Source organism: Streptomyces sp. NPDC107562 (assembly GCF_055657325.1).
In genome coordinates this window covers 448046-466135 of sequence record NZ_JBVKBE010000002.1, presented here as the reverse complement: position 1 = coordinate 466135, position 18090 = coordinate 448046, and the positions used below count along the sequence as shown (strand labels likewise).

The following is an 18090-nucleotide window of genomic DNA, read 5'->3' as shown; positions in this document are numbered from 1 at the left end:
CCAGGTGACCGAGGGGGTCAGTCGTGGGAGTGCAGGGGCTTGCCGGCCAGCGCCAGGTGCGCCTCGCCGAGCGCCTCGTTCTGCGTCGGGTGGGCGTGGATGAGCTGGGCGACCTCGGCCGGCAGCGCCTCCCAGTTGTAGACCAGCTGGGCCTCGCCGACCTGCTCGCCCATGCGGTCGCCGACCATGTGCACGCCGACCACCGCACCGTCCTTGACCTGGACGAGCTTGATCTCGCCCGCGGTCTTCAGGATCTTGCTCTTGCCGTTGCCCGCCAGGTTGTACTTCAGGGCGACGACCTTGTCCGCGCCGTAGATCTCCTTGGCCTTGGCCTCGGTGATGCCGACGGAGGCGACCTCGGGGTGGCAGTACGTCACCCGGGGCACCCCGTCGTAGTCGATCGGGACGACCTTCAGACCGGCCAGTCGCTCCGCCACCAGGATGCCCTCGGCGAAGCCGACGTGCGCGAGCTGGAGCGTCGGGACCAGGTCGCCGACCGCGGAGATCGTCGGGACGTTGGTCCGCATGTACTCGTCGGCGAGGACGTAACCGCGGTCCATGGCGACCCCGGCCTCCTCGTAGCCCAGGCCCTGCGAGACCGGGCCGCGGCCGACGGCGACCAGCAGGAGCTCGGCCTCGAACTCCTTGCCGTCGGCGAGGGTGACCTTGACACCGTCGGCCGTGTACTCGGCCTTCTGGAAGAAGGTGCCCAGGTTGAACTTGATGCCGCGCTTGCGGAAGGCGCGCTCAAGAAGCTTGGAGCTGTTCTCGTCCTCGACCGGGACGAGGTGCTTGAGGCCCTCGATGACGGTGACGTCGGTGCCGAAGGACTTCCAGGCGGAGGCGAACTCGACGCCGATGACACCGCCGCCGAGCACGATCGCCGACTTCGGCACGCGGTCCAGGACGAGGGCGTGGTCCGAGGAGATGATCCGGTTGCCGTCGATCTCCAGGCCCGGCAGCGACTTCGGCACGGAGCCGGTCGCCAGCAGGACGTGGCGGCCCTGGATGCGCTGACCGTTCACATCCACCGAGGTCGGGGAGGACAGCCGCCCCGCACCCTCGATGTAGGTCACCTTCCGGGACGCGACGAGGCCCTGCAGACCCTTGTACAGGCCCGAAATCACCTCGTCCTTGTACTTGTGGACCCCGGCGACGTCGATGCCCTCGAACGTGGCCTTGACGCCGAACTGCTCGCTCTCGCGGGCCTGATCGGCGATCTCGCCCGCGTGCAGCAGGGCCTTGGTGGGGATGCAACCCCGGTGCAGGCAGGTGCCGCCGACCTTGTCCTTCTCGATCAGGGCGACGTCCAGGCCCAGCTGAGCCCCGCGCAGGGCCGCGGCGTAACCACCGCTGCCACCGCCGAGGATCACTAGGTCGAAAACGGTGCTGGCGTCGTTCGCCACGTCACGTCCTCCATGCATGTGCGCCGTACGCCGGTCGACGATGACCGGCCGGCGGCTGGTGTCCGGCCGCTGTACTTCGGCCCTTCGGTGGGGCCCTGTCCTGCCGTGCCCCATCTTCGCACTTGTCGGCACCGGACGAGACGCGGGGCCGGGGTGTGATACGTCGCACGCTCAGCTGTCACACACGCGAGGCGTCCTCGGTCGTCGGCCGCGAGGGGCCACGCCCGAAGGGGCGCGGGGAACTGTGCGACCAGCCACAGCCCACCCGCGCCCACGACGCGACAGTCGGTCACGACTCAGGGGGCGGACGTCACCCCAGGTCGCCGGCGGCCGTCAGCTCGGCCAGCCGCACCAGCGTGCGCACGCCCGACCCGGTGCCACCCTTCGGCGTGTACCCGAAGGGCCCCTGCTCGTTGAAGGCGGGCCCGGCGATGTCGAGGTGGGCCCAGGTGATCCCCTCACCGACGAACTCCCGCAGGAAGAGACCGGCGACCAGTCCGCCGCCCATCCGCTCGCCCATGTTGGCCAGGTCGGCGGTGGGCGAGTCCATCCCCTTGCGCAGGTGCTCCGGCAGCGGCATCGGCCACGCGGCCTCGCCGACCTCCTCGGCGGCCTCGTGCACCGCGGAGCGGAAGGCGTCGTCGTTGGCCATCACGCCGAAGGTCCGGCTGCCCAGCGCCAGCACCATCGCCCCGGTCAGCGTCGCCACGTCCACGAGCGCGTCCGGCTTCTCCTGCGACGCCGCCCACAGGGCGTCCGCCAGCACCAGCCGGCCCTCGGCGTCGGTGTTCAGCACCTCGACGGTCTTGCCGCTGTACATCCGCAGCACGTCGCCCGGGCGCGTGGCGGAGCCGGACGGCATGTTCTCGGCCAGCGCCAGCCAGCCGGTGACGTTGACCTCCAGACCCAGACGCGCGGCCGTGACGACGGCCGCGAAGACCGCCGCCGCCCCGCTCATGTCGCACTTCATCGTCTCGTTGTGCCCGGCCGGCTTCAGCGAGATGCCGCCCGAGTCGTAGGTGATGCCCTTGCCCACGAACGCGAGGTGCTTCTTCGCCTTCGAGGACGTGTACGACAGCTTGACCAGCCGCGGCGCGGAGGCCGAGCCGGCCCCGACGCCGAGGATGCCGCCGTAGCCGCCCTTGGTCAGGGCCTTCTCGTCGAGCACCTGCACCTTGATGCCGTGCTCCTTGGCCGCGGCCTGCGCGACCGCGGCGAACGCCTCGGGGTTGAGGTCGTTGGGCGGGGTGTTGACGAGGTCGCGGGCGCGGTTGAGCTCCTCGGCCACGGCCGTGGCGCGCTCCACCGCCGCCTTGTGCGCCTTGTCGCGCGGCTTGGCGCCGAGCACGGTGACCTCGGTGAGCGGGGCCTTGCCGTTCTTCTTGTCCTTGGCGGCGGACGCCTGGCCGTTGTCCTTGTAGGCGTCGAAGGAGTAGGCGCCGAGCAGCGCGCCCTCGCCGACCGCGCCGACCGCGGCGGCGTCCTCGACGGGCAGGGCGAAGGCGGCCTTCTTGGCGCCGGCCAGCGCGCGGGCGGCGGCACCGGCGGCCCGGCGCAGGGCCTCCGCGCCGTACTCCGCGTCCTTCTCCGGCAGGGCGCCGAGGCCCACCGCCACCACGAGCGGCGTCTTGAATCCGGCCGGGGCGGGCAGCTTCGTCACCTCGCCCTCGGCGCCGGAGGCACCGAGGGTCTCCAGGACGCCGGCGAGAGTGCCGTCGTACGCCTTGTCAACGGCCTCGGCGCCCGGTGCGACGACGGGGCCCTTGTCGCCCTTGGCGACACCGATCACGATCGCGTCGGCCCGCAGGCCGGGCGCCGCGGCGGTGCTGAGAGTGAGAGCAGTCACGGTGGTGAAATCTCGCTTCCGATGTGAAGTTCCTGTGGCCGAGGGGTGGGCCGACCGGGCCCGACAGCCGACCCTGGATCGCTCGTGCAGTGGACTCTGTACCTGGTCCGGTATCGACCGGGCACGAGCCTACGCCCGGTGTCTGTTCGAGCATTCCTACGGGCGTTCACCTGTCAGTGGCGTCGTCGCCATTTACCGATCCTCGCACTCCATGACCTGAGTCACACTCGTCGGGTTCAGGTGAGCCGGACGCTCACCGTTTTGCATGATTTCCACCGATCCGCCGTGCGCCCGCCACATGTGCACACCGGCCTTCCGAGGCGCGCGGGGATCCTCTGGGGGGAGGACCACCATGGCGCGACGCGCGCACATACGGAGATCCACGGCAGCCGTCCTGGCGGCCGCGGGACTGCTGACACTGGGGATCGGCGCACCCGGCGCCGCCGCGGCACCCACGCCGCGGATCGACCTGCGGGTACTGGTCGTGGACAACGGGGAGAGCCCCGTCCAGGCCATCACCGCGCAGCTGAGGAGCACGGGCGTCCCGTACACCACGGTGAGGCTCACCGACCCGAACCGCCCGACGATCACCGCGGCGTTCCTGAGCGACACCGTGAACGGCACACCCCGGGCCAGGTTCCAGGGGGTCGTCCTGCCCAACGAGGCCCCGTTCGGGACGGATTCCGCCGAGCAGACCGCGCTGGAGACCTACGAGCGGACGTACGGCATCCCGCAGGTGGACGCCTACACCTGGGCGCATCCGGGGGTCGGTCTCGACTACACCAGCGAGGGCGGCTACGCCGGCACCCTCGACGGCCGGCAGGCCGCCGTCACCGACGCGGGCCGGGCGGGGCCGTTCGGCTATCTGGAGGGCGCGCTCGCCTTCGAGGACAACTCGCCGACCGTGCAGGAGAGTTACGGCTTCGTGGCCCGACCGCGCAGCGGCTACACCAGCTATGTGGACGTGCCGGTGCCGGCCGGGACCGGCCGCGGCAGCCTGGTCGGGGAGTACGCCCACGACGGCCGCCGCGAACTCGTCGTCACGTTCGCCTACAACCAGCACCAGCGGCAGTTCCGGGCGCTGGCCCGCGGCATCGTCGAGTGGCTGACCCAGGGCGTGCACCTCGGCCGCGACCGCAACTACTTCGCCGTGCACGTCGACGACGTCTTCGCCCCCGACGCCCGCTGGGACACCGAGCGGGACTGCACGCCCGGCGACCTCGACTGCGCGGACGGCACCGGCGAGGGCACCCGGCCGATCCGGATGACCGCCGCCGACGCGCAGTACGCCGCGCAGTGGCAGCGCGAGCGCGGCTTCACGCTCGACATGGTCTACAACGCCGGCTCCGGCGAGGAGTGGAAGGCGGAGAACGGCGGGACCGACCCGCTCGCCGCCCGGCTGATCGCCGACCGCAACCAGTACCGCTGGATCAACCACACCTACACGCATCCCTACCTGGGCTGCGTCCAGGACACCACCACCGTGCCGTGGACCTGCGCGAAGAACGCCGACGGCACGACGCGGTGGATGAGCCGCTCCGAGATCACCGCGCAGATCCGCGACAACCACAACTGGGGGGTGCGCAACGGGCTGCCCGTCGACCGCACCGAACTCGTCACCGGCGAGCACTCGGGCCTCAGGACACTGCCGCAGCAGCCCGAGGACAACCCCCACCTCGCCCGTGCCCTCGCCGACAGCGGCGTCCAGTGGGTCGCCTCCGACAACTCCCGCGAGCCCGAGCAGCGGGCGGTGGGCGGCGCGCTGACCGTGCCCCGGCACCCGATGAACGTGTACTACAACGTCGGGACGGCCGCGGAGATGGCCGACGAGTACAACTTCATCTACACCTCCAAGGCCGACGGCGGCAGCGGCATCTGCGAGAACAACCCGACGTCCACCTGCCTGGACGACCCGCTGGACCCGGCGACGGGCTACGCGTCGTACATCGTCCCGCAGGAGACCCGGATCGCCCTCGGGCACGCACTGAACAACGACCCGCGCCCGCACTACGTGCACCAGTCCAACCTCGCCGAGGAACGGCTGCTGTACCCCGTGCTGGACGGGGTGCTCGGCGAGTACCGGGCGCTGTTCGCCGACAACACCCCGGTGGAGAACCTCAGCCAGAAGGCCGTCGGCACCGAGCTCCAGCGCCGCGCCGAGTGGCAGCAGGCCGTCGCGGACAACCGCGTCACGGCGTACCGGATCGGCAACACCGTCACCGTCAGCGCGCCGAACGGCGTGGAGATCCCGGTGACCGCCCCGCATGGAACCCGGCAGCAACTCCTCCTGGGCACCAGCACCTTCGGCACCCCCTACGCCGGCCGGACCTCGGCCTGGGCGGCCCCCGGCCTGCTGCAGTCGGCGCTCACCCTGAAGCTGTCGTAGCGCGAAACGCCCCATGGGGGCGCGGGGAACTGCGCGACCAGCCACTGCGGACCCGCACCCGGCACGGGTCGGCAGTTCCCCGCACCCCATCCGCACACAAGGGAGCCGCGCAGCGCATGCGCACCGGCCGTCACGTCACCATGCTCACCGAAGGCACCTATCCGCATGTCCACGGCGGGGTCAGCACCTGGTGCGACCAGCTCGTCAGAGGCATGCCGGAGGTCGACTTCCACATCGTCTCGCTCACCGGCAGCGGCCGCGAACCCGTGACCTGGGAACTGCCGCCCAACGTCTACCGCCACACCACCGTGGCGACCTGGGGCCCGCGCCCGGGCCGCGGGCGGGCACCGTACGGCCGTGCGCGCCGCCGCCTGCTCGACTCCTACGAGCGCTTCCTGCTGTCCTTCCTCGACCCGGAGTCGTCCTGCGACTTCGGCGAGGCGCTGAACGAACTGGCCCGCGTGGCCCGCGCCGGACGGCTGTCGGCGGCCCTGCGCACCGAGTCCGCGCTGCGGTCGCTGATGTGGATCTGGACGATGCCGCATCTGGCGACGGCGGCGGCCCGGCCGACCGTCCACGACGCCCTGACCGCGACCGACCTGCTGGAGCACGCGCTGCGTCCGCTCGGGGTGCGGATCCCGCAGGACAGCGTCGCCCACGCCGTGAGCAGCGGTCTCGCCACGCTGCCCGCCCTCGCCGCGCACGCCCTGGACGGAGTGCCGTTCCTGCTCACCGAGCACGGCATCTACCTGCGCGAGCGCTACCTCGGACACCGCCGTGACGCCCAGCGCTGGCCGGTGAAGGCGTTCATGCTCGCCTTCTACCGCGCCCTCAACTCGCACGGCTACCGCACGGCCGACCTGATCACCCCGTGCAACCAGTACAACCGCCGCTGGGAGGAGCGCGGCGGTGCCGACGCCGACCGGATCCGCACGGTCTACAACGGCGTCGACCCGGCCGCCTTCCCGCACGCCGGACCGGAACCCGACGTGCCCACCCTCACCTGGTGCGGCCGCGTCGACCCGATCAAGGACCTGGAGACCCTGCTGCGCGCCTACGCCATGGTGCGCGCCGAACTCCCCGAGACCCGGCTGCGTCTCTTCGGCCCCGTCCCGCCCGGCGGCGAGGCCTACCGCACCCGCCTGGAGAAGCTGGCCGCCGAACTGGGTGTCACCGACGGCCTCACCTTCGAGGGCCGCATCAGCGAGGTCTGGCGCGCCTACGCCGCCGGACACGTCGTGATGCTCTCCTCCATCTCCGAGGGCTTCCCGTTCTCGATCATCGAAGCCATGTCCTGCGGGCGTACCACGGTCTCGACCGACGTCGGGGGAGTGCGCGAGGCGGTCGGCGACACCGGACTCGTCGTGCCGCCGCGTGAGCCGGAGAAGATGGCCGCGGCGGCGCTGACGCTGCTGCGGGACGACGAACGGCGCCTCGCACTCGCCGAGTCGGCACGCGGACGGGTCATCGAGCGGTTCACGCTCCGCCGCTGCGTGGAGAACTTCGGCACGATCTACCAGGAACTCGCGGGGCGGGCCACGGTCTACGAGCCGACGGTGGAGACGGTGACCGACTGGACCGCGGAACTGCACGACCCCTGGTACGCGGCCGGCGCGACCTCGGAGTCCCCCCGCCCGGAGCCCGCGGGAGGGACCGGCCGATGAGCGGAGACCTCCGGATGCCCCCCGGTGCCCGCGCCGAGAACCTGTCCGTGATGCCGCGTCAGCGCGCCCTCCCCGGCTGGGCGGAACGGGACCCGGTGGAGGAACTCGCCGAGCGCCTCGACGACTTCGTGGCTGGCGCTGTCCATCCCGACGAGATAGCCGCGCTGCTGGAGTCCGACGGACTGACCGACCCCCAGATACGGGAGCGGTACGGCGTGCGGAACTCCTTCGCCCTGGCCGAGGAGCTCTACGCACGCGTCGAGCGCCGCCATCCCGAACCCGACGGCCCGGCCCACGACCCCTGGCGCGCCGGTCTCCTCGGCTGCCTGCTGCGCGGCGTGGTCTTCGCCCTCCCCGGCCTCGCCTTCGTCCTGGGCGCCCCCTTCCTCGCGGGCCCGCGCGACGGGCACGGCCTCCCGTCCGGCACGGTCCCGCTGCTGGTGGGCGCCCTGGCCGGCTGGGCCTGGAACCAGGGGCTCGCCCATCGCGCGTACTCCTGGCTGGGCCTCGGCGACCGCTCCGCGGCCCGCCGCTGTCTCCTCGTGGGCGGCCCGCTCGGCGCCGTGCTCGGCGCCCTCGCCGCCCTCGCCGCCGCGGGCGGCGCCGGCCCGTCCGCCGTGGCCTTCGCGGCGGGCCAGTCCTGCTACCTGGGCGCGTCCACCGTCCTGCTGGTCCTCGGCCGTGAACGGGCCCTGCCGGCCGCGCTGCTGCCGATGGCGGCGGGCGCGCTCGTCAGCCTGTTCACGGACGTGCCCGAGGCGATCCGCCTCGCCCTGCTGCTCGTCCCCCTGGCGGCGGTCACGGCCGTCGCCTGCCGGGAAGTGGCGCCGGCCGTGCGCGAACCGGGCGAGGGCGGCCGGACCGCGGTGCTCACAGCCCTGCTGCCCTTCGGGGCGCGGGGCCGGCTGCCCCGCCGCACGAGAGGGCCCCGCCTCTCGGCGTCCCTGCCGTACGCCCTCTTCGGCGCGGCCGGCGGGGTCCTGGTACTCCACGCCGCCGTCGGCGACGTCCTCGCCGGGCAGGCACCCGACGCGTCGGCGGCGCCGGCCGCCGTCGCGCTGACGCTCAGCATGGGCCCGGCCGAGTGGCTGCTGCACCGCTTCCGCAGCGGCAGCCTGGCCGGACTGCGCTCCACCGGCACGCCCCGCGCCTTCCGGCGGGCCACCGCCCGCACCGTCGTCCGGTGCCTCGCCTGCTACCTCACCGTCCTGCTCGCCCTCGTGCCGGCCACCACGGCGCTGTGGCCGCACACCCCGTTCCCCGGCGGCGCCGCGTCGGCCGCGCTGCTGCTGCTCGGGGTGGTGCTGTGGACGGGCCTTCTGCTCCAGTCGTTCGGCGCGGTCCTCGGCGCCGCGCTGATCTGCGCCGCGGCCGGGCTCGCGCAGACACTGCTCCTCGCCACCCGCACCGGTGCCCCGCACCTGACCGCGGTGGCGGTGTACGGGTGCGCCGCCGTGGCCCAGGCGACCCTGGTCTGCGCCCTGCTGGGAAGGGCCACCGCCCACCGATGAGCACCCGGCCGCCCGCCCCGCCGCATGGGAGATCATCCCTGGGGTACCCCGCCGCACACCCTGGAGCCCGCCGGTGAGACGCCCGATCCTCCTCGTCGCCCTGCTGTTGCTGCTCGCGGGCTGCACCTCCGCCCCCCGGCCGCCGCGGGAGATATGGCAGCCGCGGCCCGGCACCGACTGGCAGTGGCAGTTGCGCGGCCGCCTCGACACCTCCGTCGACGCCCCCGTCTACGACATCGACGGCTTCGACACCTCCGAGGCCACGGTCGCCGCGCTGCACGACGAGGGCCGCAAGGTCATCTGCTACCTCTCCACCGGAGCCTGGGAGGACTGGCGACCGGACGCCGACGGGTTCCCCCGGTCCGTCCTCGGCAAGGGCAACGGCTGGGAGGGCGAACGCTGGCTCGACATCCGCCGCACCGACGTCCTGGAGCCGTTGATGGCCGCCCGCATCGACATGTGCCGCGACAAGGGCTTCGACGCCGTCGAGCCGGACAACATGGACGGCTACAAGAACGTCACCGGCTTCCCCCTCACGGCCGCCGACCAGCTCCGCTACAACCGCCTGATCGCCGGCCTGGCCCATGACCGCGGCATGGCCGTCGGCCTGAAGAACGACCTCGACCAGATCCCCGAACTGGTCGGCGACTTCGACTTCGCGGTCAACGAACAGTGCGCCCAGTACGGCGAGTGCGAGGCCCTCACCCCCTTCGTGAAGGCGGGCAAGGCCGTCTTCCACGCCGAATACGAACTCCCCACCGACCGCTTCTGCGCCGAGTCCCGCCGTCTGAGGCTGAGCTCGCTGCTGAAGAAGTACGAACTGGGGGCCTGGCGCCGCACCTGCTGAGGGATCCGCCGAGGGGGCTCACAGGGGCTCACCCCAGGACGAGCACCAGCAGCGCCGTCGTCGCCGCCGTCTCGGCGAGGGCTCCGAACACATCGCCGGTGATCCCGCCGAACCGGCGCACGCAGTGCCGCAGCAGCGCCTCGGCCACGACGGCGCAGACGACCACCGCGAGGGCGGCGCGCAGCATGCCGTACGACCCGAGGAGCGCCCCGCCCGCGGCCGCCGCGCCGGTCACCGCGAGGGCGACGCCCACCGCGCCACGCACCGGGACGACCCCGGCGACGGCCGCGCCCAGCCCCTCAGGCCGGGCGGGCGGTATCCCGGCGCGGGCGGCGAGCGTCAGCGCCAGCCGGGCGGCGGTCGCGGCGACGACGGCGGCGAGCGCGCCGTGGCCCCAGGAGGCGGCGTAGAGCTGCGCCAGGGCCGCCACCTGGGCCAGCAGCACGAAGACCAGGCTGAGCACGCCGAACGGCCCGATGTCCGACTGCTTCATGATGCGCAGCGCGTCCTCGGCGGGCTTGCCGCTGCCCAGCCCGTCCGCCGTGTCGGCCAGTCCGTCCAGATGCAGGCCCCTGGTGAGCACGGCGGGGACGGCGGCACTCGCGACGGCGGCGAGCAGCGGACCCGCACCGAGGACCAGCGCCAGCAGACCGGCACCGGCCGCGCAGAGGCCGACGACGAGCCCGGCGAGCGGCGCGCAGAGCATCCCGCCGCGCGCGGCCTCCCGGTCCCAGCGCGACACGCGCACCGGCAGGACGGTGAGGGTGCCGAAGGCGAATCGCAGGCCGTGCGGGGGCGGGAGCAGGGGCATCCGGGCAGGCTACGCGACCGCTCGCGGGGCACCTGACCGCGATCCTGGGCAAACTTGGACGTATGGGGAACTGGCTGGAACGCAACATCGTCGAGCCCGGCAAGCTCCCTCTGCTGCTCGCCCTCGCCGCCTTCGTGCTGACCTTCCTGATCACCCGGCTCATCACCCGCATGATCCGGGCGGGCCGGGGCCCGTTCCGCAACGTCAGCGCGGGCGGCGTGCATGTGCACCACGTGGTGCCCGGCGTCGTCCTGACCCTCGTCGGCGGCTTCGGCGCGGTGGCGGGCGGCCGGCACGGCTTCGGGTCGTACGTCTCCGCGGTGGTCTTCGGGATCGGCGCGGGCCTGGTGCTGGACGAGTTCGCCCTGATCCTGCATCTGGCGGACGTCTACTGGACCGAGGAGGGCCGCCAGAGCGTCGAGGCGGTCGTCCTCACCGCCGCCCTGGTCGGCCTGTGGGTGGCCGGGTTCGCCCCGTTCGGCGTCAACGACCTCGACCAGGACGAGCTCCAGGACCGGGGCTCGGTCATCTCCACGGTGACCGGGAACTTCCTGTTCGCGCTGGTGGCCCTCGCCAAGGGCAAGGCCCGGGTGGCGATCCTCGGTGTGATCATCCCGTTCGTCGCCCTGTTCGGGGCGATCCGGCTGGCCCGCCCGGGGTCGCCCTGGGCCAAACGCCTCTACCGCCGGCGCCCTCGCGCCCGGGCCAGGTCATGCCTGCGCGCCTACCACCACGACCGCCGCTGGCTGGGCCCCACCCGCAGGTTCCAGGACTGGCTCGGCGGCACCCCGGACCCGGAGCGAACCCACGCCCTGGAAACCCACTGACCCACCGGACACGCCGTGAGCCACCCGCCCGGACATCAGGAAGCCACCCGCCGGTCATCAGGGGGAGCCGCCCGCCATACGCCTCGTGAGACGCCCCGCCGGACATCAGGGAAGCCGCCCGGCCAGGCGCCTAGGGAGCCGCCCGCACACATCGGGGGAGCCGCCCCACCAGGCGCCTCGTGAGTCACACCGCCGGACATCGGGGGAGCCGCCCCACCAGGCGCCTCGTGAGTCACACCGCCGGACATCGGGGGAGCCGCCCCGCCGGGCACCGCGGGAGTCGCCCGCCGGATTCCTCGTGGGTAGTCCCGCCGGGCGGCACGGGATCTGTCCCGAACGGGCGCAACGGGAGCCGTCCATCGGACGCCTCGGGGGTTGCCCCGCCGGACGCCTCAGGATCAGCCTGCGGGGCGCCTCGTGGGTAGTCCCGCCGGACGGCACGGGATCTGTCCCGAACGGGCGCAACGGGAGCCGCCCCGCCAGGCGCCTCGGAGTAGTCCGCCGGGCACAAGGGGAGTCGCCCGCAGGACACCGCGGGAGTCGCCCGCCCAGGCGCCTCAGGAGTCGCCCGCCGGACGCCTTGGGAGCCGCCCCGCCAGGCGCCTCGGGAGCCGCTCGCCAGGCACCTCGGGAGCAGCCCGCCAGGCGCCTCGTGAGTCGCCCGTCTGGAGTCGTGCCGTCGGGCGCGCGGAAGTCGCCCCGGCGTGCCTTACACCGTCTCCGGCTCCTCGGTGGGTCGCTTTTCCTCGGGGTGTTCGGGCAGTTCCGCCGCGAGCGCGGCCGCGGCCTGGACCAGCGGCAGCGCCAGCAGGCCCCCGGCGCCCTCCCCGACCGAGACCCCGTGGTTCAGCAGCGGCTCCAGCGCCATCCGGTCCAGCGCCTTTGCCTGCCCCGGCTCACCGCTGTCGTGTCCGGCCAGCCACCAGTCCGGCGCCCGGAACGCGACCCGCTGGGCCACCAGCGCGCACGCGGCGGCCACCACGCCGTCGAGGATCACCGGCAGCTTGCGCACGGCGCACTGGAGCAGGAACCCGGTCATCGCGGCGACATCGGCCCCGCCGACCGCCGCCAGCAGCATCAACTGGTCCCCGAGCACCGGCCGCGCCCGCCGCAGCGCGTCCCGGATCGCCGCGCACTTGCGCATCCACACCAGGTCGTCGATCGCGACCCCGCCGCGCCCGGTCACGACGGACGCGTCGGTCCCGCACAACGCGGCCACCAGTACCGCGGCCACCGTCGTGCCGCCCACGCTCACATCGCCGAGCACCACCAGATCCGTACCGGAGTCGGCCTCCTCGTCGGCCACCGCGACCCCGGCCCGGAACGCCGCCTCGGCCTCCTCGGCCGTCAGCGCGTCCTCGATGTCGATCCGCCCGCTGCCGCGCCGCACCCGGTGCCTGACGACGTCCTCGGGCAGGTCCCGCGGATCGCAGTCCAGCGCCATGTCCACGACCCGCACCGGCACCCCGAGCCGCCGGGCGAGCACCGACACCGGACGGCCGCCCTCCAGTACGTCGCGCACCAGTTCCACCGCGCTGCCCGCGGGCCGCGCCGACACCCCCAGCTCCGCGACACCGTGGTCACCGGCGAACAGCACGACCCGCGGCCGTTCGACCGGCCGCACCGGCACGGCACCTTGCGCCGCCGCCAGCCATTCCCCCAGGTCGTCGAGGCGTCCCAGGGAACCGGGCGGCACGATCTGACGCTCCCTGCGCGCCTCCGCGTCGCGGCGCACCCCGCCGTCGGGGCGCTCGATCAGATCGGTGAAGTCGTCGAGATTCAGCGAGCTCATTCGCCGAACAGTACCGGCCCCGGTCGAACAGGACGGCGCCACATGGCGACCACGAACCCGCCACGTCGTTGCACCCAAGATCGGGATCCCATACGTTCCGCTTTGCAGCGGATTGTCGTACGTCCCTCCCCGCCCTGTCCGTCGCGCCCCGGGAGTCGCCCATGTCGTCGTCCGCCCCCGCCGCCCCGCCGGCCATCGACCTGCGCCGTGCCAAGTACCTCGCCGAACTCGCCCAGGGCACCGAGCGCTTCCACGCGCCCCGCCGCGAGAGCTGTCCCTGGTGCGGCGGGCAGCGCCTGCGCGTCCGCCTCACGGCACCCGACGTCGTCCAGGGCAAGCCGGGCACGTTCACCGTCGAGGAGTGCGAGGACTGCGCGCACGTCTTCCAGAACCCGGGCCTCACACCCGAGGGCATGGCGTTCTACCACCGCGACCGGGACGGGTACGAGAGCCCGCCGGCCCGCCGCCGCCACCGCGCGCGGGTCCGGGCGATGCTGCACCTCACGGAGCCGGAGAGCTGGCTGGACGTCGGCACGGGCGAGGGCGACTTCCCCGCCGCCGCGCAGGAGTTGCTGCCGTACACGGCCTTCGACGGCACGGATCCGACCCCCCGGGTGCTGCGCGCCCGCGCCACGGAGCGCGTGGAGGAGGCCTACGTCGGCCACCTCACCACCCCCGGCCTGCTGGGCCGGCTGCGCTCCCGCTACGACGTGGTGAGCGTCTTCCACCAGCTGGAGCGGGCGCCCTCGCCCCGTGAGGAACTCAAGGCGGCGATCGCGGCCCTGCGCCCCGGGGGCCACCTCGTCCTCGAACTGGCCGACCCGCTCAGCGCCTACGCCGCGCTGCTCGGCAAGTGGTGGCCCGCCCACGCGCAGCCGCACCAGCTCCACCTGCTCCCGCCGGCCAACGTGCACAAGGCGCTGGAGGACGGCAACTGCACGATCCTCGCCACGGACGCGGTGGCGCCCCACGTCCCCGCCGACCTCGCCACGGCGGCGGCCCGGGCGCTGTCCCAGGCCCTGCCGTCCCCCGACGCCCCCTGGCGGGCCACCCCGCCCACGGTCCTCCAGCAGGCCGCGCGCACGGCCCTGACGGCGGCGGCCACCGCCCCGGTGCGCCTGACGGCCAGGGCCCTCGACCACGCCCTGGTGCCGCTGGCCCGCCGCTCCGGCTTCTCCAACGCCTACCGGGTGATCGCCCGCAAGAACCCGCAGCCCCCGAACCTCTCCGACAGGGGGTGACGGACAGCTCGCCCAGGCCGTCGCGTCACCCCCGCAGCACCACGGCCTGCCCCGCCACCACCAGCAGCACCTGCTCGCACTCGGCCGCGAACGCCGCGTTCAGGCGCCCGAGTTCGTCCCGGTAGCGCCGCCCGGACGCGGTGGCCGGGACGATGCCCGAGCCCACCTCGTTCGACACCGCGACCACCACCCGGCGGGTGTTCCGCACCGCGTCCGTCAGCGTGTGCACCCGCTCCCGCAGCGCCTTCTCCCCGCCGTCGGCCCACTCCGCGTCGTCCCACGCGCCCACGGCGTCCATCGCGTCCGTCAGCCACAGCGACAGGCAGTCGACCAGCAGCGGCGGCCCCTCCTGCGTGAGCAGCGGCACCAGGTCGCACGTCTCCATCGTCCGCCACGAACCCGGCCGCCGCTCCCGGTGCGCGGCGACCCGCTCCGCCCACTCGCCGTCGCCGCCCCGCGTCCCGCCCGTCGCCACGTACAGCACGTCGGGGAACGCCTCCAGCCGCCGCTCCGCCTCCACCGACTTGCCCGAGCGCGCCCCGCCCAGCACCAGCGTCCGGCGCGGCACGTCCGGCACGTTCTCGTACGCCCCGACCGCGAGCGTCGCCCCGTCCGGCACGGCCCGCGCCCCCGCCGCGGCGAGCCGGCGCCGCAACTCTGGCCCGGGCGGCACGTCGTGGTCCAGGTGCACGGCGACGACGTCCGTCGTGGGCCCGACCGCGCCCACCGCCCGCAGCCGCGCCAGCGCGTCCGGCCGCCCCACGACGTCCACGAGCACCATGTCGTACGGCTCCGCCGTCTGCGTCCCCTCCTCCAGCCCGGCGGGCGCGCACCCCGGCGGCAGATACAGCAGCCGCTTGCCGTCCGGCCCGGTCACGGCGTACCCCGTCCCCGGCGAGTCCATCGCCAGCGCCCGCACCCGATGCCCCGTCAGCAAGGCCAACTCCCGCCCGTCCGGCACCCGTCCGGGCTGCGGGAGCCCGGCCGGCACCTCCATCGGCGGCCCGTTGTGCGGGTGCGACAGCAGCACCTGCCGCACCCCCGCGAGCGACCGTCCCGCCCGCGCCGCCGCGAACGCCGCGCCGGGCGTCAGGTCGAGCAGCAGCGCCCCGTCCACGAGCACGGACGTCGCCGCCCGCGCGTCGGCACCGAGCGCGGTCGCGCACGCCGCACAGGGACAGTCGGGGCGGGGGAGTCCCGCGGGGGCGCCGGTGCCGAGCAGAGTCAGTTCCACGATCCGATTTTCGCCGGTCGTCGTCCGTCATGCGCGCCCGGGAGGGCCCGACCGGCGTGGCCGGGCCGCCGCGCACCCTCGATGTGGCCGATCACCCGCGCTCTGATGCCGGCTCACCCGGCGGAGCGCATAGGCTCGGGGCCGGTGCCGGGCGAGATCAGGCCCGGCCCTGCAGGTGCCGACAGCTGGGAGGCGTACATGGCGGCATGGACGTGGCGGTTCGAGAAGTCCGACGGGACGGAGGTCCAGCCCGCGGTGCAGCCCGAGGAGTTCACCACGCAGGGCGACGCCGAGTCCTGGCTCGGCGAGCAGTGGAAGGAACTGGTCGCCGGGGGCGCGGACCAGGTGCGGCTGTTCGAGGACACCACCGAGATCTACGGGCCGATGAGCCTGCACGCGGAAGACGCCTGACGGGACGGGGCGGCCGCACGGCCGCCCTTCTCCTCGCCCGTCACTGCTCGCCGAGCGTCACGTCGACGGTCCGCTCCTGGCCGTCGCGGGTGAACGTCACCGTCGTCCGCGCGCCCGGCCGCAGCGCCGCCAGTGCCTGCGCGAGCGAGGTGATGCTGGTGACCTCCGTGTCACCCAAGCCGGTGATGACGTCCCCGGCCCGGATACCGGCCTCGGCCGCCGCCTCACCCGGGTGCACCTCGACCACGGCCACCCCGTCCGAGCGGTAGTCGGCGTCGACGACGGTGCGGCCCGTGATGCCGAGCGCCGCCCGCCCCGAGTTCGTGACCCGCCCGTCGCGCACGATCTGACCGGCGATCGACCGGACCGTCGACGCCGGGATCGCGAACCCGATGCCGGGCGCCGCGCCCTCGCCGAGGCTCGGGTCGGTCGCGGCGAGCGAGGGGATGCCGATGACCTGACCGTCGAGGTTCACCAGGGCGCCCCCGCTGTTGCCGGGGTTGATGGCCGCCGAGGTCTGCACCATGTTGGCGATCGTCGCGCCCGAGACCCCGCCCTCGGCGGGCCCGGTGACGGTCCGTCCGGTCGCGGAGACGATCCCCTGGGTGACGCTGGACGACAGTCCGAGCGGCGATCCCATGGCCAGCACGATCTGCCCGACCTCGACCTTCGCGGAGTCCGCGAACCGTGCCGGGCGCAGCCCCTGGGGAGGCCGTTCCAGCTTCACCACGGCCAGGTCCTGCTCGGGGTAGGAGGAGACGAGCCGCGCGGTGAGCTGGTCCTCGCTGTTGGCGGTCGTCACGCGGAACGTCCGCTGATCACCGACGACGTGCGCGTTGGTGACGATGTGGCCCTTGTCGTCGAAGACCACCCCGGAGCCCAGGTCGCTGCGGCCCTGGATCTGCACGACCGACGGCAGGGCGTCCTTGATCACCTGCTGGTAGTCGGTCTGGAGGTCGTTCGCCGCTCTCGGCGCCACGGCGCGCGCGGTGGTCCTTCCCGCGTCCGTCCCGCCCACCGTGCAGCCGGGAACGAGCAGGAGGCAGCACAGGGCGCCCACGCGACGGCGCGAGACCCGGTAGGGGTGAGCTTCCATGCCCCGAGTCTGGCGTTCCGCCCCCCACCAGGGCCCGCCCGGTACACCCGAACGGGCAACAGGCCCTCAGGGCCTGTCTGACAATTCCCGTCTGCCGGACGGCGCCACGCACGCACTCTCGGCGCACCGGGCTCTGACCCGAGTACGCCCAGTACGCGGGTCAGGGCCCGGCACTCCGAGAGCACGCACCTGACGCCGTCCGGACGCCCTCCGGGCGACGACGCGAATTGTCAGACTGGCCCTAGCCGCGTACCCCGCACAGATGCAGCAGCGCCGCGACCCCCCGGTACGGGTCCGTCCGGCCTGCGCGTTCCTCCACCGCCAGCAGCGTCTCCACGTCGGCCGGCGGCCGCGCCCCGTCGGCGGCGGTGTCGGTGAAGACCCGCACGCCGTACCAGGCGTGCAGCGGCGCCCCGATCCCGGCGAGCGTGGCCGTCAGCGTGTCCAGACGGTCGGCCCGGACATCGAGCCCCAGCCGGTTGCGGTACGCGGTGGTGTCGAAGGCGGCGAGCGCCGTGCCCCAGTCGCCGGAGAGCCCCGGCCGCAGGGCGAGCGCGTCGCCGTTGCGCACCAGCAGCGACAGCAGCCCGCTCGGCGCGAGCATCCGCGCGAGACCCGCCACCAGCGGATCGGGGTCGTCGACATACATGAGCACGCCATGACAGAGCACGAGATCGAAGCTGCCGGGCAGGAAGTGGACCCCCGTGTCCCGGCCGTCCCCCTCGACGAGCCGCACCCGCTCGCGGATCCCCTCCGGCTCCGCGGCGAGCGCCGAGCGCGCCGCCGCGAGCATGGTGGTGTCCTTCTCCATGCCGGTCACCTGGTGTCCGGCACGGGCCAGCCGCAGCGCCTGCGTGCCCTGGCCCGTCCCCACGTCGAGCACCCGAAGGCGCTGCCCGACGGGGAAGCGCCCGGCTATCTGCTCGTCGAGCTGCCGGGCCACCAGTTCCTGCCGTACGACATCACGCAACCCGCCGAGCGTGCTCAGCCAGGCCTTTGCCGCACCCTCGGGGAAGGA

The 18090-nt window shown here is 73.8% G+C and carries 14 protein-coding genes; 7 read left to right on the top strand and 7 right to left on the bottom strand.

Features of this window, described 5'->3' with window-relative positions; all coding sequences use genetic code 11:
- Positions 1-17: 17 nt before the first annotated feature.
- Both lpdA and ACZ7LV_RS07920 read right to left on the bottom strand, forming a co-directional pair.
- Positions 18-1406 carry a dihydrolipoyl dehydrogenase gene (lpdA, locus tag ACZ7LV_RS07925; RefSeq protein ID WP_471936874.1) on the bottom strand — a complete coding sequence of 463 codons (1389 nt, stop codon included), beginning with the start codon at positions 1404-1406 and terminating at the stop codon, positions 18-20.
- A gap of 310 nt (positions 1407-1716) precedes the next feature.
- Positions 1717-3252, bottom strand: coding sequence for a leucyl aminopeptidase (locus tag ACZ7LV_RS07920; RefSeq protein ID WP_471936872.1), 1536 nt, complete (start codon positions 3250-3252; stop codon positions 1717-1719).
- Between the two features lie 352 nt (positions 3253-3604).
- On the opposite strand from ACZ7LV_RS07920, the gene ACZ7LV_RS07915 reads away from it, so the two are divergent.
- From ACZ7LV_RS07915 to ACZ7LV_RS07900, 4 genes are all read left to right on the top strand, one after another.
- Complete coding sequence (locus ACZ7LV_RS07915) at positions 3605-5638, top strand: hypothetical protein (protein ID WP_471936870.1); 2034 nt, start codon at positions 3605-3607, stop codon at positions 5636-5638.
- Between the two features lie 116 nt (positions 5639-5754).
- The gene (pelF, locus tag ACZ7LV_RS07910; RefSeq protein ID WP_471936868.1) at positions 5755-7302 is read left to right on the top strand and encodes a GT4 family glycosyltransferase PelF; all 1548 of its coding nucleotides are present in this window, start codon (positions 5755-5757) and stop codon (positions 7300-7302) included.
- Positions 7299-8813 carry a hypothetical protein gene (locus ACZ7LV_RS07905; RefSeq protein ID WP_471936866.1) on the top strand — a complete coding sequence of 505 codons (1515 nt, stop codon included), beginning with the start codon at positions 7299-7301 and terminating at the stop codon, positions 8811-8813. The genes pelF and ACZ7LV_RS07905 overlap by 4 nt, the downstream gene beginning before the upstream one ends.
- Positions 8814-8886: 73 nt before the next feature.
- A complete protein-coding gene (locus ACZ7LV_RS07900; RefSeq protein WP_471936864.1) occupies positions 8887-9660 on the top strand; it encodes an endo alpha-1,4 polygalactosaminidase in 774 nt (257 codons plus the stop codon).
- 28 nt (positions 9661-9688) lie between these two features.
- Here the strand turns inward: ACZ7LV_RS07900 and ACZ7LV_RS07895 are convergent, their stop codons facing one another.
- On the bottom strand, positions 9689-10471 hold the full coding sequence (locus ACZ7LV_RS07895) for an adenosylcobinamide-GDP ribazoletransferase (RefSeq protein ID WP_471936862.1): 783 nt from the start codon (positions 10469-10471) through the stop codon (positions 9689-9691).
- A 62-nt stretch (positions 10472-10533) separates the two neighbouring features.
- Between ACZ7LV_RS07895 and ACZ7LV_RS07890 the strand changes: the two genes are divergently transcribed.
- Positions 10534-11298 carry a hypothetical protein gene (locus ACZ7LV_RS07890; RefSeq protein WP_471936861.1) on the top strand — a complete coding sequence of 255 codons (765 nt, stop codon included), beginning with the start codon at positions 10534-10536 and terminating at the stop codon, positions 11296-11298.
- A gap of 709 nt (positions 11299-12007) precedes the next feature.
- On the opposite strand, the gene cobT is transcribed toward ACZ7LV_RS07890, so the two are convergent.
- The gene (gene cobT / locus ACZ7LV_RS07885; protein ID WP_471936859.1) at positions 12008-13090 is read right to left on the bottom strand and encodes a nicotinate-nucleotide--dimethylbenzimidazole phosphoribosyltransferase; all 1083 of its coding nucleotides are present in this window, start codon (positions 13088-13090) and stop codon (positions 12008-12010) included.
- A 161-nt stretch (positions 13091-13251) separates the two neighbouring features.
- Here cobT and ACZ7LV_RS07880 point away from each other — a divergent pair, with 161 nt between their 5' ends.
- Positions 13252-14331: a class I SAM-dependent methyltransferase gene (locus ACZ7LV_RS07880; protein ID WP_471936857.1), complete on the top strand. Its 1080-nt coding sequence runs from the start codon at positions 13252-13254 to the stop codon at positions 14329-14331.
- A 25-nt stretch (positions 14332-14356) separates the two neighbouring features.
- Here the strand turns inward: ACZ7LV_RS07880 and ACZ7LV_RS07875 are convergent, their stop codons facing one another.
- A complete protein-coding gene (locus ACZ7LV_RS07875) occupies positions 14357-15565 on the bottom strand; it encodes a bifunctional adenosylcobinamide kinase/adenosylcobinamide-phosphate guanylyltransferase (RefSeq protein WP_471936855.1) in 1209 nt (402 codons plus the stop codon).
- 198 nt (positions 15566-15763) lie between these two features.
- Here ACZ7LV_RS07875 and ACZ7LV_RS07870 point away from each other — a divergent pair, with 198 nt between their 5' ends.
- Positions 15764-15976 carry a hypothetical protein gene (locus tag ACZ7LV_RS07870; RefSeq protein WP_401676502.1) on the top strand — a complete coding sequence of 71 codons (213 nt, stop codon included), beginning with the start codon at positions 15764-15766 and terminating at the stop codon, positions 15974-15976.
- Positions 15977-16016: 40 nt separating this feature from the next.
- Here ACZ7LV_RS07870 and ACZ7LV_RS07865 read toward each other — a convergent pair whose 3' ends face one another.
- Complete coding sequence (locus ACZ7LV_RS07865) at positions 16017-17072, bottom strand: S1C family serine protease (protein WP_471936853.1); 1056 nt, start codon at positions 17070-17072, stop codon at positions 16017-16019.
- Between the two features lie 241 nt (positions 17073-17313).
- Positions 17314-18015: a class I SAM-dependent methyltransferase gene (locus tag ACZ7LV_RS07860; protein WP_471937783.1), complete on the bottom strand. Its 702-nt coding sequence runs from the start codon at positions 18013-18015 to the stop codon at positions 17314-17316.
- Positions 18016-18090: the final 75 nt, after the last annotated feature.

Bases quoted from the DNA above. Each gene is read 5' to 3' on its own strand.
- ACZ7LV_RS07915 (WP_471936870.1), top strand. From the start codon at position 3,605: ATGGCGCGACGCGCGCACATACGGAGATCCACGGCAGCCGTCCTGGCG.
- ACZ7LV_RS07870 (WP_401676502.1), top strand. From the start codon at position 15,764: ATGGCGGCATGGACGTGGCGGTTCGAGAAGTCCGACGGGACGGAGGTC.
- ACZ7LV_RS07865 (WP_471936853.1), bottom strand. From the start codon at position 17,072: ATGGAAGCTCACCCCTACCGGGTCTCGCGCCGTCGCGTGGGCGCCCTG.
- pelF (WP_471936868.1), top strand. From the start codon at position 5,755: ATGCGCACCGGCCGTCACGTCACCATGCTCACCGAAGGCACCTATCCG.
- ACZ7LV_RS07880 (WP_471936857.1), top strand. From the start codon at position 13,252: ATGTCGTCGTCCGCCCCCGCCGCCCCGCCGGCCATCGACCTGCGCCGT.
- ACZ7LV_RS07895 (WP_471936862.1), bottom strand. From the start codon at position 10,471: ATGCCCCTGCTCCCGCCCCCGCACGGCCTGCGATTCGCCTTCGGCACC.
- ACZ7LV_RS07905 (WP_471936866.1), top strand. From the start codon at position 7,299: ATGAGCGGAGACCTCCGGATGCCCCCCGGTGCCCGCGCCGAGAACCTG.
- ACZ7LV_RS07890 (WP_471936861.1), top strand. From the start codon at position 10,534: ATGGGGAACTGGCTGGAACGCAACATCGTCGAGCCCGGCAAGCTCCCT.
- cobT (WP_471936859.1), bottom strand. From the start codon at position 13,090: ATGAGCTCGCTGAATCTCGACGACTTCACCGATCTGATCGAGCGCCCC.